Annotated in this window: 12 protein-coding genes and 1 pseudogene; 1 reads left to right on the top strand and 12 read right to left on the bottom strand. The window is 40.7% G+C overall.

Annotated features, from left to right (window positions below):
• Nucleotides 1–389: 389 nt before the first annotated feature.
• A pseudogene (locus AOT11_RS14680) lies at nucleotides 390–1922 on the top strand (IS3 family transposase).
• Here the strand turns inward: AOT11_RS14680 and AOT11_RS23435 are convergent.
• The 12 genes from AOT11_RS23435 to AOT11_RS14555 form a co-directional block, all read right to left on the bottom strand.
• Nucleotides 1919–2311: a hypothetical protein gene (locus AOT11_RS23435; RefSeq protein ID WP_140398712.1), complete on the bottom strand. Its 393-nt coding sequence runs from the start codon at nucleotides 2309–2311 to the stop codon at nucleotides 1919–1921. The pseudogene AOT11_RS14680 and the gene AOT11_RS23435 sit on opposite strands and share 4 nt — an antisense overlap.
• A gap of 172 nt (nucleotides 2312–2483) precedes the next feature.
• On the bottom strand, nucleotides 2484–3200 hold the full coding sequence (locus tag AOT11_RS14675; protein WP_017420756.1) for a DUF5677 domain-containing protein: 717 nt from the start codon (nucleotides 3198–3200) through the stop codon (nucleotides 2484–2486).
• A gap of 1594 nt (nucleotides 3201–4794) precedes the next feature.
• The gene (locus AOT11_RS14650; RefSeq protein ID WP_223848397.1) at nucleotides 4795–6414 is read right to left on the bottom strand and encodes a Shedu immune nuclease family protein; all 1620 of its coding nucleotides are present in this window, start codon (nucleotides 6412–6414) and stop codon (nucleotides 4795–4797) included.
• A gap of 628 nt (nucleotides 6415–7042) precedes the next feature.
• Nucleotides 7043–7534: a hypothetical protein gene (locus AOT11_RS14645; protein WP_017420453.1), complete on the bottom strand. Its 492-nt coding sequence runs from the start codon at nucleotides 7532–7534 to the stop codon at nucleotides 7043–7045.
• A gap of 221 nt (nucleotides 7535–7755) precedes the next feature.
• Nucleotides 7756–8247 (bottom strand): cysteine peptidase family C39 domain-containing protein, encoded by a 492-nt coding sequence (locus AOT11_RS14640; RefSeq protein WP_017420452.1) that lies wholly within the window; start codon nucleotides 8245–8247, stop codon nucleotides 7756–7758.
• 144 nt (nucleotides 8248–8391) lie between these two features.
• Complete coding sequence (locus AOT11_RS14630; RefSeq protein WP_017420450.1) at nucleotides 8392–8847, bottom strand: hypothetical protein; 456 nt, start codon at nucleotides 8845–8847, stop codon at nucleotides 8392–8394.
• 639 nt (nucleotides 8848–9486) lie between these two features.
• Nucleotides 9487–9783, bottom strand: a complete 297-nt coding sequence (locus AOT11_RS14620) for a Dabb family protein (RefSeq protein WP_017420449.1) — start codon at nucleotides 9781–9783, stop codon at nucleotides 9487–9489.
• 1166 nt (nucleotides 9784–10949) lie between these two features.
• The gene (ltrA, locus tag AOT11_RS14600) at nucleotides 10950–12194 is read right to left on the bottom strand and encodes a group II intron reverse transcriptase/maturase (RefSeq protein ID WP_237342674.1); all 1245 of its coding nucleotides are present in this window, start codon (nucleotides 12192–12194) and stop codon (nucleotides 10950–10952) included.
• A 743-nt stretch (nucleotides 12195–12937) separates the two neighbouring features.
• On the bottom strand, nucleotides 12938–13303 hold the full coding sequence (locus AOT11_RS23885) for a hypothetical protein (protein ID WP_017420643.1): 366 nt from the start codon (nucleotides 13301–13303) through the stop codon (nucleotides 12938–12940).
• An 805-nt stretch (nucleotides 13304–14108) separates the two neighbouring features.
• Nucleotides 14109–14684, bottom strand: coding sequence for a hypothetical protein (locus AOT11_RS14585; protein ID WP_017420645.1), 576 nt, complete (start codon nucleotides 14682–14684; stop codon nucleotides 14109–14111).
• A gap of 637 nt (nucleotides 14685–15321) precedes the next feature.
• Nucleotides 15322–15654: a hypothetical protein gene (locus tag AOT11_RS14565; protein ID WP_017420647.1), complete on the bottom strand. Its 333-nt coding sequence runs from the start codon at nucleotides 15652–15654 to the stop codon at nucleotides 15322–15324.
• A 146-nt stretch (nucleotides 15655–15800) separates the two neighbouring features.
• The gene (locus AOT11_RS14555) at nucleotides 15801–16226 is read right to left on the bottom strand and encodes a hypothetical protein (protein ID WP_017420648.1); all 426 of its coding nucleotides are present in this window, start codon (nucleotides 16224–16226) and stop codon (nucleotides 15801–15803) included.
• Nucleotides 16227–16256 lie beyond the last annotated feature (30 nt).

Genomic DNA, 16256 nt, shown 5'->3' with positions numbered 1-16256 from the left:
TTAAACGCTTTGTTATGCTTAAGCTTCAATGGCTTACGTTTGACTAGAACCAAGATTAACTCGACTTTGATTCACAAACAAAAACCAAAACGTAGAAAACCGAAATGAATCATAGTTTTGATAATCAGACTTTGAACTTTGGCAGATAAAACCGAAAAACCTAAGATCAAATTTCTGATTGAGCCAACCGCCCTAACCTCGCGCTTGCCCAAAAATTGATTGAGGCAATTCTCTGAATTTCTAGCGCCAAAGAATAAGTGTCCGAAAAACAGCGCTCTAAAAAGCCAACTTGCCGACAAACACAAAACTGAAACGCCGAGGGAACCCCCCTCTGGCAGGATAGTTGTCACTGTTAAAATTTAACCAGTTTGGGTGGTAATGAGTGAGTTTTGAATCGCATTCCAACAGAAAGAAAAGAAGCCATATTGAAGAAGCTACTGCCTCCTTATTCAATGTCTGTAAGCCAAGTAGCAAAAGAGGAAGGTATTAGCACTGCCACCCTGTATCATTGGCGGCAGCAACTTAGACGTTCAGGAGCCGCTGTGCCAAATAGTCATACTTCATCAGAGCAGTGGTCTGCTCAAACTAAACTCGCCATTGTCGCTGAAACTTACTCGATGACGGAGAATGAACTCAGTCAGTATTGCCGCGAGAAAGGCTTGTTCCCTGAACAAGTGCAAGGTTGGCGAAGTGAGTGTATGCAAGGGTTTATGTCTGCTAAAGAGCGTGAGGCTGAAGCCAAGAAACAAGCTAAAGCTGACAAACTTGAAATTAAAGAGCTGAAAAAAGAGTTACGCTTTAAAGAAAAAGCGTTAGCGGAAACGGCGGCGCTATTGGTTCTTCGAAAAAAGCTGAGAGCCTTTTACGGGGAAGAGCCAGAGGAAGATTAACCTCAACCGATGAAAGGCAATACTTGCTCACTCTTATCCACGATGCCAAGCGAAGTGGCTGCCGTCTAGAGTACGCCTGCAATGAAGTTCAAATCGACTTGAGAACGTATCGACGCTGGTATCAGCGAGGTGAAATACGGACAGACAAAAGACCGACCTGCGTTAGACCTGTGCCTGCTAACAAGCTATCACCGCAAGAGCGCAATGCGATTATTGAGGTGTGCAACCGCCCTGAATACGCAAGTTTACCACCAACTCAAATTGTCCCGACGTTGCTTGATAATGGTGAGTATATTGCTTCAGAGTCGAGCTACTATCGGGTTTTGAAAGCAGAAGGTCAGCTTCATACCCGAGGTCGTCAGCGAAGTCGACAAAGGCAGGCCAAGCCAACAAGTTATACGGCAACAGGTCCCAATCAGGTGTACACATGGGACATTACGTACTTGCCATCTGTGGTTAAGGGACAGCACTATTCTCTACGTGATTGAAGATATCTATAGCCGAAAAATCGTTGGCTATGATGTCTACGAATGTGAATGCGGTGAGTTAGCGTCACAGTTATTGCAGCGGACGCTGATGCGCGAGCAATGCTTTAATCAGCCACTGGTACTTCACTCGGACAATGGTGCGCCAATGAAGTCACTGACGTTCAGAGCGAAAATGGATGAGCTTGGTATTACTTCATCATACAGTCGCCCGAGAGTCAGTGATGATAACCCGTATGTTGAGTCGCTGTTCCGCACAGTGAAGTACATGCCTAGCTGGCCAACAAAAGGCTTTGAACAACTCGATGCAAGTCGTAGTTGGGTTGAGGCGTTCGTACGTTGGTACAACACCGAGCACAAGCACAGTAAGTTAAATTACGTTACGCCATCAGAGCGTCACAGTGGTAAAGATAGCGAGATTTTAAGACGTCGTTCGGATGTGTTGTCGATAGCAAGAGAGCGACACCCAGAGCGTTGGTCAGGCAAGATAAGGAACTGTGAACCCGTTGGTGAGGTTCATCTAAATCCAGAAAGAAAAGCCGCTTAATAACTAAGCGAATGATGACAACTACCTTGAAAAACGCCGCTATTAGAGCCCTCCATTGCAATCACCATATTTGATAACCCCAGAGTCAAAAACGTACAGAACGTAACTACACCTAATAAGTAAAAATATCGTTTTTTAAGCCGTTCAACAGCATCTGAAAGTGAATTATCTTCGAATTGTTCACGACTTAGCTCGTTTCGAAAAAAGATAAATCCGGACAATGTAAGCCCATAAATACCAGCTAATACCTGTGCTGATGTTGAATAAAGGTAGAGAACTTGGTTCTCATTAAGTTCAAAAACAGGATCATTAAAAGCAACTACTGACGACGCCAATGATAAAACCGTAAAGCTAATTGCTACAAACCAAACAACACTTTTAACGCTCAAAAATCTACCTCTTCGTATTAACTAAAATTATGCGAAAGCCCCTAACGCCCTGTTAAGGGGTGAGCAACGCAATACTGATGCCGCCGCATACCTCCTTAAACACTTAAACTAACGCATAGTAAAAATGCCACGCGTTGCGAATCCCTCTTAAACAGATTGTTAAATGTAAGAATCACAGTACATCTAATAGTTGCTCTTTTTTACTGACATACACATCCAGTTGCTGCCCTTCCATTATATTGGCTACCGCTATACCTGCGGTAATCAAGTAATTGGTCAGGTTAACGATATAGAAGTGGTAGTCCTTGCTGTTACATTTATCATTGATTGAAATATCTACACAGCCTGTTTTTGGGTCGATATTAAAGTGACGAGAAAAGATTGCATCTAAACTACAGTGCGACTCTGCGCTTAATGTCGGGTATAACCCTTCATATTCAGCTTCCATATTCGCACGGCTAAACTTGTCTTTTATCGTGTAACAGAGTTTGTAGTCTTCATTTTCCTTCAGCTTGTCGATTTCAACAGAAATTAAGGGAAGTTTCTCATCAGCGTATTGGGAAATTGAAGACAAATAAGGGTTTTCTTTTGCCGCTGCCTTCAATAACCGCTGCTCCTGCAGATAGCTACCGTAATCCAATTGATATACATAATGAGGATTTAATTGCAGGTTTCTTAAATCGACATAATTCTCTATAAATGAGCGATAAATTGACAATGAGCCCGTATAGTTTTGACTATCCATGAGCGTATGAAATGAATCCGATAGCTCTATTAATGTGCAATAAATACCCATACTATAGGCTGCCAATTTACTCTTAGAGTTGAACTGAAACAAAACCGCCTTTTCAGTCGAAAACTTAATTGTTTCCTTTAAAACATCTTGCATAACTGACCTTTACATTTAACGCTGCGTTAAGGGGTGAATGCCGCATAAACCAACTTTCCGCAGACCACCTTCACCACCAAAACTCACTGCAAACCAAAAATGCCACGCGGCATGAATCCCGCTTAAACGCCTTGTTATGCTTAAGCTTCAATGGCTTACGTTTTACTAAAAACAAGATTAACTCGACTTTGATTCACAAACAAAAGCCAAAAACCAAAAAACTGAAATGACTCATGATTTTGAAAATCAGACTTTGAAATTTGGCAGCTAAAACGAAAAAACCTAAGATCAAGTCTCTGATTGAGCCAACCGCCCTAACCTCGCGCTTGCCCAAGAATTGAATGAGGCAATTCTCTGAATTTCTAGCGCCAAAGAATAAGTGTCCGAAAAACAGCGCTCAAAAAAGCCAGCTTGCCGACAAACACAAAACTGAAAAGCCTAGGGAACAAAGAAAAACCATAAACCACTGATTTTAGGTGATTAAGCATAACGCCGCGTTAAGGGGTGAGTGCCGCCTAAACCAAGTTTCCGCACACCACTTTCACCACAAAAATCACCGCAAACCAAAAATGCCACGCGGCATGAATCCCGCTTAAACGCCTTGTTATGTTTAAGACTCGAACGGTTAAGTTTTACGATACCAAGAGCTTAACTCGACTTATCTTTGAAAACCAAAGTTAGAAGCTAAAAAGCTGAATTAACTCATAAATTTGATTGTACTGACATTGAGATTTTAGCGTGAGAAACCGAAAGCTGGTGCTCAAACGTTGAAACTAACATCGCTTCATTCGACTCACAAACGCACTGAACTTTAATGAGGCAACTCTCTGAATTTTTAGCGCCCACGAATTGGAGTCCAGAAAACAGCGACCACTAAACGTAACTTGCCGACAAGACCAAAATTAGAAAGCTGAGAAAGCAAAGAAAAGATGCAACCAACTGATTTTACGTGACTAAACATAACGCTGCGTTAAGGGGTGAATGCCGCCTAAACCAACTTCCCGCAGACCACTTTCACCACCAAAACTCACCGCATACCAAAAATGCCACGCGGCATGAATCCCACTTAAACGCCTTGTTATGTTTAAGGCTCAAAGGGTTAAGTTTTGCGATACCAAAGCTTAACTCAACTTATCTTTGAAAACCAAAACTAGACGCTAAAAAACTGAATTAACTAATAAATTTGAATTTACTGATATTGAGTTTTAGCGTGGAAAACCGAAAATTGGAGCTCAAACTTTGCGTCATTCGACTCAAAAACGCACTGAACTTAAATGAGGCGACTCTCAGAATTTTTAGCGCCCACGAATTGGAGTCCAGAAAACAGCGAACACTGAAGTTAACTTGCCGACAAGACCAAAATTAGAAAGCTGAGAAAGCAAAGAAAAGATGCAACCAACTGATTTTACGTGACTAAACATAACGCTTTGCTAAGGTGCAGCTAACCAACCATTAAGTTCAAGCAAAGCCACCGTAATCACTAAACTCACCCAAACCAAAAATGCCAAAGGTTAGCTGTCACTCTTAAGCAATTTGTTAGCATTCGCATATTAGAACGCCAGAACACATATTAATAACGGCATAGATGCATTTACTAGTTTAAGCCACCAATCATTCCCATAAGCCGTTTCATTCGCTCCAACAAATCATCATAGGTTATTATCTTTACCTTACGATTCACATTTAATGAAAACAAAATTTGTTTTTGGTCTTCTGAGAGGTCTTTTGAGCGACCAATAACGACAAAACCTTCAGGATTATACTGATTCGTTAACCATTTCGGTGCATTATTTGTCCCTAATCTAATTTCGTTAATCCAGTCTTCCACTTGTTGAGATGCATGAGTAACTTTTTTTCTTATACGGTTGGACTTCGTAAATATTTTATCACTATGACGCTCCAGCTCAACCAATACTACTTTTTTGTCGACTTGCTCATAACGTATAACTAAGTCTGATCTATAGCGACCTATTCTAACTTCGCTGAACATAGAGGCCATATGACTATCTAAAATTTGTGGATTTTTATTTAAAAATTCATGTAGCTCTTTTTCTTTTGTCGATCTACTACCAATTAGTCTACAGAAATGAACAAATCTATTTTCCAGTTTCGTAGAATCAGAAATTTTGGGGCATAAACTAGATATTTTCTCTCTAAGAGCTTGTTCTTTAGTTTTAATAGGAATACCTGAGTCTTCAATTTCTTCGACACCTATCGGAGGCATCAACTCTCCTCCTCCCTCAGACAAAACTTTCACATCAGTGTTCTTAAATTCACCTAATATTACCGCTGGAACCATACTAATATCCATTGCTGCATAAGCAAGGTATACAGGATAATCGTCATCAGTTATGAAAACATTACCATCTTCATAGATAAGCAACTCAGAGAAAGAAAAGCCAAAATCACACACTTTGTTAATGTAAGACTGAATTCTTTCTTTCGGAATAGATAATGCGTATTCAATATCACGTGGCTTAATAATATTTAATGGAACTTCTGCTTTATAGCATTTTATTTCATTTTTATGAGCCTTAACTATTAAATCTAATAAATAGTCATTATCAGTAAGCTTATCTTGTTCATCAACAATTATTAAATCTTTTGTTAATACTGGATACTCGTAACGGTGATAGGCTATTAAACATCGGAGAGCAAATACGGCATACTCATTTGATTGTATATTTTCCTTAGATATATGAATCCAGCCATTAATGGTAAAAAGAGAAACAAATGGCTCTGGTTCTTTTTTACACACTCGAATTTCTAGGCGTACTGCTTTCTTCGTTAAGTACTCTCTATCGAAAATTGTTATAGAATAGACTAAACCAGCGCCTTTAAGCTCTTCTCTTTGAATTAACACTCCTTTTTCTACATCTTGAATACGAGAAGTTATAAAGCAAAACTCAGGAAGAGGTAATGTTTCCAATTGAGATATCTTAGACTTACATTCCGCAAGCTGTGGTAAATCGCCTTCAGAATAAACTAAATCTTTTTTTATCATTAAAATTGCATTATACATATCACCAACTAAGGGGTTGGCTTGATAGTGCTCTAAAATCCAACTTTTTATTTCTTCTGAACTTCCTATCCTTTTTTCTCCTTCCGAAATCTCTAGTAGAAGCTCTCTTCTGAGCTCACTAAGCATTGAGAAAACTCCATTTTCAGATGAAGGAGTTCCTAAATTCTCTACTCTTTTCGTTACAAGTTTCATTATAATCCTTCAAAACCTGATTGACGCTATTTGCATGCTAACGCCGAATTAAGCTGCTGCCAACGCACAAAGTCATTAAAAGCAATGCACCGTAATCACTAAACCCATTTAGAGCAGATTCAGCCACGCGTTGGTAGTCAGGCTTGAATTTCTTGTTAGGTTTTACTGTTTAACCTGCACCAACTTGGCAAAGAATCCCGCTAGATTAACGCATTGCGCTGAACCATTTCCAAGTAATTCACTCAATTGGGCAGACAAATGCGAGCAACCTAAAAACAAATGATTAAGTCAGTTTAATCGGTTAACTTAAAACGATTTTGAGTCAGTGAAACTTTCAACCAACCTACTCCATTTTCCAATGAAGCAACCCACGAATTTTGGCATGAGACACAGGTAAAGAAACGTGATGATTTGGATAGATCAAGCCAGCTTGCTGAAAGCCGTAAACGAATAGCCAGAGAAATCCCCAAATCTTTTCCCCAAAAATGATGCTTTTTTCTTCGTGAACCTAACGCCCAATTAAGGGGTGAACAACGCCACCACCCAACCTAACGCATTGTACCGTAAACACTATATTTCAAGTAAAAGCAAAAGTGCCAAGCGTTGAGAATCCCTCTTAAATTGCTTGTTATGTTTCAAGGCGGGAAAATACATCCTGTACCTTTCTTTTATTTACATAAAATTTGTGTTCGGTTTGTGTTGTTACTATTAGCCGACCGAATTGTTGAGGGCATTGGCCACCAAACTGAGATCGAGTCATTGTAAACCTAAACTTTTCACCAGGCTCCAATGCCTGATGTGCCAAATGCCTACCGCTAGTTCCATCAACAACTAGGTTTGAGATTATTTTTGTTAAACCATCTGAAGTACGAATACGTTGATCGTTTTCTATTTGTATGTTTGAAATATAAACCTTCATGAGTGAATGGTTTACAATGTCCAGAGCTACTGCGTTTACAGTAGGCGACAGCTCTGAATAAACAGTAATAGGTTTCATTCTTAATTTGAGTGTTGGTTTTCCAATTCTATCATTAAGAAAATTCAACCCTGAAAGAGTCATAAAAAGGGTTATAGTACTTAGAATTGACTCATAGTGTACTGAATCAGTCTGCCAGTTCATCTTATAACACCAGATAGTCGAAAGAATAATCGCAATTATATTTAGAGTTAGTGCTAAAAAAATTCTAATGTTAATAGTGCCACCCTCAATTAAAATGAAACATAACGCCGCATTAAGTGGTGAGCAACGCAGACCACTGAACTTAAAGTATTGTGCTGTAAACACTTAAGCCGAAGCAAACCGAAAATGCCGAGCGTTGGGAATCCGTCTTAAATGCTTTGTTATGCATTTTTTCCACCTAACACAACATTACTAATGGATAGATCCGGCAACTTAATATGCATTTTGTTTAAACAGATATCATAGCCATCATACGAGAAATAATCGCTAAACTTGTATTCCGTTTCTTCCTCTGGGTCCACAACATAAATGTCATTTGAAACTTTAAAGACTAATACCCAATGAAGAAACTTTTGGGCGTGGATAAGGACAATCGAAACGCCGGTTTCAAACTGTTCTACCGATTGATCGTTCAGTTTAAACCGAGTAGTTCGTAGACCTTGCTCTGAAAGGTACGATTGAAGCTGTCCAATTTTAGTTCTAAGGTTTACATTCGGTTTTTCCAATTGATTTTCCGCCAATTTCGGAAATAAGAACTTAATACAAGAACTATATTGTTCATGCGCTGAGCCTTTATTTAAGCTTGCTAACATAGCAACACATGCAACACCACAACTAAAATCATGTTCTTGCTTAAATATTCTCAGAATCATAATGTTACCTTCTAATGCATAACGCCCTGTTAAGGGGTGAGCAACGCAATACCGAAGCCGCTGCATACCACCTTAAACACCAAAACCAACGCATAGTAAAAATGCCACGCGTTGTGAATCCCTCTTGAACAGTTTGTTAGGTGCTTACAATCCCGGGTACTTTCCGTCTGAATCGACATAATCAACGGCTTCTAGGAACCACTTACCATTATTACTTTTTATCATCCTATACTCATAGTCCGCTACAAAACCTGTGCTGTTAGTATGCTTTGTAGTGATTATCGCTCTGTTTTCTATCATTTCTTCTGTAACGATAGTTTCATTCTCTGGGTCATGAGATGACTCAGATCCAAATGCTATTGGCTCACCAACAAAGTCTGACTGACAATATTTAGATAGTATATTCTTTTTATATAACTCGTTGGCGAGTTGCATTGCACCACCACTGTGATTAACTTCCGCTTTTCTTAGTTTATATGCTTTGTCGTTCCAGTCTTTATAATCGATCAGATACGATTTCACCAATAGCCGAGGAGATTCGAATGTATTTCGAGAGCACAATGTAATTACCCATGAGATAAAGCTATCGATAAATTTCATAAATATATATTTCTCCTATTCGCATTGGCACCTAACGCTGCGTTAAGGGGTGAGTGCCGCTCAAACCAAGTTTCCGCAGACCACTTTCACCACCAAAACCAACCGCATACCAAAAATGCCACGCGGCATGAATCCCACTTAAACGCTTTGTTATGTTTAAGGCTCCAAGGGTTAAGTTTTGCGATACCAAAGCTTAACTCAACTTATCTTTGAAAACCAAAACCAGACGCTAAAAAACTGAATTAACTAATAAATTTGAATTTACTGATATTGAGTTTTAGCGTGAAAAACCGAAAACTGGAGCTCAAACTTTGAAACTAAGATCGCGTCATTCGACTCAAAAACGCACTGAACTTTAATGAGGCAACTCTCTGAATTTTTAGCGCCCACGAATTGGAGTCCAGAAAACAGCGACCACTGAAGGTAACCTGCCGACAAGAGCAAAATTAGAAATACGAAGGAACAAAGAAAAGATGCAACCAACTGATTTTACGTGACTAAACATAACGCCCTGTTAAGTAGTGAGGCATGCACTACAAAAGCTTCCGCAACACTACGTAATCACTAAAACCAACGCAAACCAAAAATGCCACGCATGCCGAATCTACTTGAACAGTTTGTTAGCTGCGCTACCCACTTCTAGATTGTGTAATCAAAAACCACGATGTCTTCGAGCAAAGGGCGAAACACTTGCTTAAGTGCGTCGTGCTCTGGATGTGGCAAATAGTTTTGACGGCCCGCTTCGTCGGAAAACGTCATTAAAACCGAATGCGTGAAACCTTGATTTTTGCCTTCGGGGCTATCGTTTTCTCCCCACTCAACAGCGAGGACACCATCGACTTTTTCCGGCATCGCCGCAAACAAGCATCTTAACTTTTCAATTTCTAATGAGTCTGCGGATTGTTTAAATTTTATAAGCAATAAATGTCGAATCATTTTGTCCTCGATAGCAGCTAACGCCCTGCTAAGGGGTGAGCAACGCAATACCGATGCCGCCGCACACCACCCTAACCACTAAATTCAACGCATAGTAAAAATGCCACGCGTTGCGAATCCCTCTTGAGCAGTTTGTTAGTTTGCAAACCCAAGGCATTGATTTGAAGTTATTTTAAACTTTGCAAACAATAAACTTTATGTGTTTTGATGCGCTTAAGTCAGGCGTAGTCTCAAAGCGGCTGCTCAATGAAACCACGTGGAAAAAACAACGCCGCAGAAAACGAACTCACAACACCAAAAAGCGCTTTTGGAAAACCAATCTCACAATGGGGACTTTCAACAAAGTCACTGAAACCACGTAAACTTACGACACCAGAGAAAACGTCATTTCAGCGAGTAAATCGGCTTTTGTACCAACAAACTCAACGAGCAGAGTTTCAGCAAAAAAGTTCAACTCAGTTAACCCAAAAGTCGCCGCACCAAAGAACAAATCAACCGTTGAAACGATGCCAATTTTGGGTTTTCACCACGCTAGTTAACACTGAAATTGAACGCCGATATAACAATTTCGACTTTGAGCTTTTACCACTAGATCTTGCGATATAGCTGCGTTTTTCCTCTTGCAAACTAACGCTGCGTTAAGGGGTGAGTGCCGCCTAAACCAAGTTTCCGCAGACCACTTTCACCACCAAAACTCACCGCATACCAAAAATGCCACGCGGCATGAATCCCTCTTAAACGCCTTGTTATGCTTAAGCTTCAATGGGTTACGTTTGACCAGAACCAAGATTAACTCGACTTTGATTCACAAACAAAAGCCAAAACGTAGAAAACCGAAATAAATCATAGTTTTGATAGTCAGGCTCGGAATTTTGGCAAATCTAGTTTGAAGTTTGAAAACCTAGAAATGGATTTCTGATTGAGCCAACCGCCCTAACCGCGCGCTGGCCCAAAAATTGATTGAGGCAACTCTCTGAATTTCTAGCGCCAAAGAATAAGTGTCCAGAAAACAGCGCCCACTGAAGCCAACTTGCCGACAAACACAAAACTGAAAAGCCGAGGGAGCAAAGAAAAACCATAAATCACTGAGGTGAGTAGGCCACCGGAACCACCCCAGCAGCCTCTCGCAGAACCGTACGTGAACCTCTCAGCTCATACGGCTCCCATCAAGTAAAACTTCTTGCTGAACCAAATTTCCAGTGAGGAAACAATCTAGGACATTGAGCCGATAGCTTATCAAAGAACGCTACGGTTCGACTTTTGTGACATTTTAGCGATTTGAATTTCCTTCTCGCCCAACGTACTAAAGTCTTGTTGAAGTGTCTGAATACCGAGTCTAATTCGCTTCGCCTGAACTTTCCGTAGTAGTTTATCCAACCATTCAGCATTGGACTTAACCATCTGCTTAATTGCTCTAAGCTGTACTGCGTTTCCTGGCGAACTCTTAGCTCTCTGATTTGCCTTCGCATGACTTTCTTTGCTGCCATACTGACCGCAGGCAGGAATCGATTATAGAGTTGACCTGTACGTTTACACTTATTTGTTCTGGCCCTGAAGGTATACCCTAGAAAATCAAATTGTTTATGCTCTATATGCTTACCTGACCCTCGTCTAATATCATCTTTGCAGTAAACAATCTTCGTCTTAATTGGGTGCATCTCCAGTCCGCACTCCTTGAAGCGCTTCGCTAGCTCATCCCTCAACTTCTCCGCTTTCGGCTTTGTCCTTGCATGGACAAGTCCATCATCTGCGTATCGACACCATGGGTTGTCTGGATAATTCTTCTCCAGCCATTTATCAAAAACATAGTGAAGAAATAGGTTGGCAAGCACTGGGCTTACCACGCCACCTTGTGGCGTTCCTAACTCTCTTTCTGTTTGCGTCCCATCTGCTTTCTGTAACGGAGCAACTAACCACCTTTCGATGTACAGTGTTATCCATTGATAATCCCGGCTCTGACTCTCTTCAGCGAGCTGAACATGTTTCTTTACCGCTTTCATCAACAAGTCATGACGAATATTGTCAAAGAGACCTTTGATATCAAACTCTAGTACCCAATCATACTGCCAACATCGTCTTCTAGTGACTTCTATCGCATCATGAGCAGATTTACCCACTCGATAGCCGTAAGAGTCATCTAGGAAGTGATGCTCGAGCATGATTTCAAGCTTGTCTCTTACCACAGTTTGCGCCACTCGGTCGCTGACCGTTGGGATACCCAATACCCTCTCTCCACCAGACTTTTTCGGTATACTTACCGCTGCGACCGGTGTGGGAAAGTAGGACCCCGATGACATTCTGTTCCATATCTTGTAAAGGTTGTTTTTAAGGTCTTTTTCAAAGTCCTCTATCGTTACTCCATCCACTCCGGCTCCGCCTTTGTTGGCTTTTACCTTCTCGAACGCAGTCATTACATCCCATTTGGATATTGCAAAAGGTTTTGGTTGTCCGTGCGACCTCCTCCTGCCTGTCGGCAGTTGAGTCATCGTTCCAACCGACTTGACGCAATCCCTTCGCTCCACGCTCATTACAAGCCCTTCATCACTACTACGAATTGCTCCGCCCCAGTATCACGCATCGGTACTCTCATACTCATGAATTTAGTCATTTATATTTCTTCCTTTACATCGTGATGACTGGTTCCCGTGGTTCCCACAAAGAGCCTAGTGCAAAGTCATGCCCACTTTACGCCGAGCACCGCACACCCAGCATTCGGAATTTACCGGTGTACTCGTCCTGAGATAATAAAACGACCTCAGTTTTGATGCTGGTTCTAATTAACGACGCGTCCACATGGGTTCGGGATTACTCATCTCCTTGCACTCTACCTTGCCAGAATTCTATTCTGACTTTCCTTCAACGCTTCTGACCATTACTCTTAATAACAGCCACTTGAAAGTGGTTTAGAGCCGACTTCCGACAGCAGACTCTGGAGGGCCTACCTCCATCTCTTCATGAGCTTATGCTCATTCTCCTGTTTACCTTCCTTAGATAACAGGATCCTGTGCCCACGGCACACTTTTACTTGATTAAGCATAACGCCGCGTTAAGGGGCGCAGGCACGCAATACAAAAGTGACCGCATCACACCTTAACCACTAAACCCAACGCAAACCAAAAATGCCACGCGTGCTAAGTCCCTCTTTAACGCTTTGTTATGAGCCGGACTTGAGATAAACACCCACTTCTCTAAATTGAGATTTCAAATCCAGCATTTGTATGTGTGCCAGTACTATTTGGAATAGATTAAACACTGCTGCTGCAAACATGCACCCAGCCACATAGCCAGACCACATTTGTTTGTCAGGCTGGTATAACGTGTTGAAAGATAGAACAAAGAAAATGAGGCTAGAGAAACTTAATAGGTACTCATTACAACTATATAGGTACGAATTTGTCGAATAGTCATATTTGATTGTGACTTTTCCGCCTGCTCGAGCCAACTTTAGGTGCAGTGAGTTGCCTACAGTTTTATAAGATAAATCATTTCTATCAAGTACTTGTTCTACTTTTTCCAACATTCTTCAATGTCCTCCATGACTATTGGTTTAGCTATACCACTAGCGTTAGTACTGCAATTTCTACAACTGTGTACAATATGTACGAGGCTCATAACGCCCAATTAAGGTGTGAGGCACGCAATACTAATGCCGCCGCATACCACCTTAACCACTAAAGCCAACGCATACCAAAAATGCCACGCGTGCCGAATCACTCTTAAATTGTTTGTTATAAAGCGGTCATCCACCAGTCCAAGCGATAAACAATCCAAGCATTATTAAACACCATACTATTGAAGGAACTACCAGATATGTTGTTTGGAGGCTATCAAAAACATAGGACTGAAAAACAATTTGAGTGGCTACAAACAATAACAAACCTCCTAGGCAACAAAAGACATAAACCAATTGGTCAGGTAGTACACTTAGTCTAGCTGCTGTTATTCTCCTTGATACACGTATAGATTGATCAATAAAAAAGTAAAAAGTAAGAGCACACGCTAGTGTCGTAGCCATATGATCTAAGTGCCCCTGCCAAGCTGGGTCATAATTTTCAACAGACCGATCTGCAATAAGAGCTGGCATTAAGTTAATTATCAAGGTGCTTAGCCCCGTAATTATTGTAATCCAATCGGCAGTAGCACTACGTAAGTTATTCATTATTAATTTATAATCTCCGATATTTACTTTGTAAGTGTGAGCTTTATAACGCCCAATTAAGGGGTGAACAACGCCTCCACCCAAACCTAAAGCATTGTGCCATAAACACTAAATTTGAAGTAGAAGCAAAAATGCCGAGCGTTGTGAATCCCTCTTAAATTGCTTGTTATGCAATTGGCTGTTTGTCGAAGAGCTTTTGGACTACTGCTTGCCCTGTTTCTAAAGCCCACTTCCAATCTTCATGAGTCGGGACTTCTCCGTCCCACCATTCAGCATAAAAAGTTATATTGCGTAAACGTTCTAGTTCAGCCACCTCAGATTCAGTAATTTTTCCCAGTGATTCACACATTGGAATTAACTTATTTAAAGACGGTGAAACACCTAACCCGTGATCAGGAACTAACGCGACTAACCCCTTTCTCATTAACATTCTGGAAAGTACAAGCTTTAACCAATCATTACTTTCAACCGATTTATACAAGTTGTTTATAGATTTATGATCAACAGAATCACCATGCGCTACATGCTTGATAGTCTTGTTTACATCACTTTTTAACTTCTCAAGCTCTAATCCCTTCGAACCAAATTTTATTACTGAAGCGTCTTTCCAAACAAAGGTTAAAAAAGGGATTAAAAGTAGCAGGATCAAATTAAAGTCTAAAGGAGAAGTCTTAGTTTCCCATCCTATGTATATGTGCACTGTAGCTACCGCTGCCAGAATAAAGATATATACGAATTTCATTATTTCCTCATAATTGCATAACGCTGCGTTAAGGGGTGAATGCCGCATAAACCAAGCTTCCGCAGACCACTTCACCACCAAAAATCACCGCATACCAAAAATGCCACGCGGCATGAATCCCGCTTAAACGCCTTGTTATGTGTTTGAATTAACAGCTAAAGATTACCTTTTTTGACCACAGAGCGCGATAATTTATGCCCCAATGCGAAACTTACTACCGCTACAGTAACGGTAACTATTATTGAGAAAAGATAACCAACTGTTGTCGAGACACCAAAACCCCAAACGAAAGAAAATACCAAGCCCTGAAAAGCTTCGTAAGGCCAAACGAGAAGCGGAAAGTGAGATCCGTCCATGATGACGAAAACTAGGGTACTCAAAGATAAAACCGATGATAACAACCCAATGATATTGTGACGATTCATACTAGTAATCCACTAGAAACATTTTCCGCAATTCTAATTTTTACTTTTTGATTTAGAAAGATAAATTCCGGAAAGACACATAACGCCCTGTTAAGGTGTGAGCGACGCAATACCGAAGCTGCCGCATACCACCTTAAACACTAAAACCACCGCATAGTAAAAATGCCACGCGTTGCGAATCACTCTTAAACAGTTTGTTATGCTTCTGCTTTTCACCGTTGGTATTGCTTGTTAGCTTTAATTCCATGAGGTGAAACCCACCCCTCGTTTAAATAAGAATGGTAATACTCTAGAAACTCATCTTGCTCTTCGAATGAATACATTCGGTTGTTAGTGTTATCGAGCAATGCAGTAGTTACTTCTATCATTCCACTTTCGCGATAAGTTACTTGATTTACGGTCCAAGAGAAGTAATCGCCTACAATCCGGTTGTTGAACTTAACAAACTCACCAACTCTTGGCACTACCGGAAGGTGAACATTTTTGACTAAATGAACCCAATCCTTTTTACTTGCCAGATAGATACTAAATTCGATTTCTATCAATACTTTATCCTGACTCAATTAAGAAGCATAACGCCGCGTTAAGGGGCGCCGGCACGCAATACAAAAGTAACCGCATGACAACTTAACCACTAAACTCAACGCAAATTGAAAATGCCACGCGTGCCAAGTCCCTCTTAAACGCTTTGTTATGCGTTGCAGCCAACATCGACACTTTGCTTCATTTGACTGCCAATTGCCAACAAGCAACCGGATAAAATGACAAGCTCAGCCATATGCGCCAAAAATGAAATAGAGCTACTCACTAAACCTCTGTCGATAAAGGGTAACAACACTTCAGCTATAACTGCCGTTGATACCATCATATACCCTACGAATTTTTGCCATTTTCTAAGCGTCCCAGCAAATTGGTGAAATGCTAGTAAATAGAACACTGAAAAAATGGGGAGCACAAACCAGGTAATGATCTCTAAACCTGTAACTAGGAACTGATTTTCATTACCTAGCACTCCAATCAGTATAGGTAGAACAAAGTTAAGTGACGAATAGGCGATCGGGTACGACAAAATGCCCAAACCTAATAATTTTGAAGCTTTAACAACTCTACTTTCCACTTGTACACCTTACTCAAGTTTTAAGGACGC

Origin of the sequence: Vibrio vulnificus NBRC 15645 = ATCC 27562 (assembly GCF_002224265.1) — a bacterium.
In the GTDB taxonomy this organism is placed as follows: domain Bacteria; phylum Pseudomonadota; class Gammaproteobacteria; order Enterobacterales; family Vibrionaceae; genus Vibrio; species Vibrio vulnificus.
This window is presented reverse-complemented; position numbering and strand designations above follow the sequence as displayed.

Excerpts from the sequence above, each read along its gene's own strand:
- AOT11_RS14675 (WP_017420756.1), bottom strand. The coding sequence starts at position 3,200 with ATGCAAGATGTTTTAAAGGAAACAATTAAGTTTTCGACTGAAAAGGCG.
- AOT11_RS14650 (WP_223848397.1), bottom strand. The coding sequence starts at position 6,414 with ATGAAACTTGTAACGAAAAGAGTAGAGAATTTAGGAACTCCTTCATCT.
- AOT11_RS14645 (WP_017420453.1), bottom strand. The coding sequence starts at position 7,534 with ATGAACTGGCAGACTGATTCAGTACACTATGAGTCAATTCTAAGTACT.
- AOT11_RS14640 (WP_017420452.1), bottom strand. The coding sequence starts at position 8,247 with ATGATTCTGAGAATATTTAAGCAAGAACATGATTTTAGTTGTGGTGTT.
- AOT11_RS14630 (WP_017420450.1), bottom strand. The coding sequence starts at position 8,847 with ATGAAATTTATCGATAGCTTTATCTCATGGGTAATTACATTGTGCTCT.
- AOT11_RS14620 (WP_017420449.1), bottom strand. The coding sequence starts at position 9,783 with ATGATTCGACATTTATTGCTTATAAAATTTAAACAATCCGCAGACTCA.
- ltrA (WP_237342674.1), bottom strand. The coding sequence starts at position 12,194 with ATGACTGCGTTCGAGAAGGTAAAAGCCAACAAAGGCGGAGCCGGAGTG.
- AOT11_RS23885 (WP_017420643.1), bottom strand. The coding sequence starts at position 13,303 with ATGTTGGAAAAAGTAGAACAAGTACTTGATAGAAATGATTTATCTTAT.
- AOT11_RS14585 (WP_017420645.1), bottom strand. The coding sequence starts at position 14,684 with ATGAAATTCGTATATATCTTTATTCTGGCAGCGGTAGCTACAGTGCAC.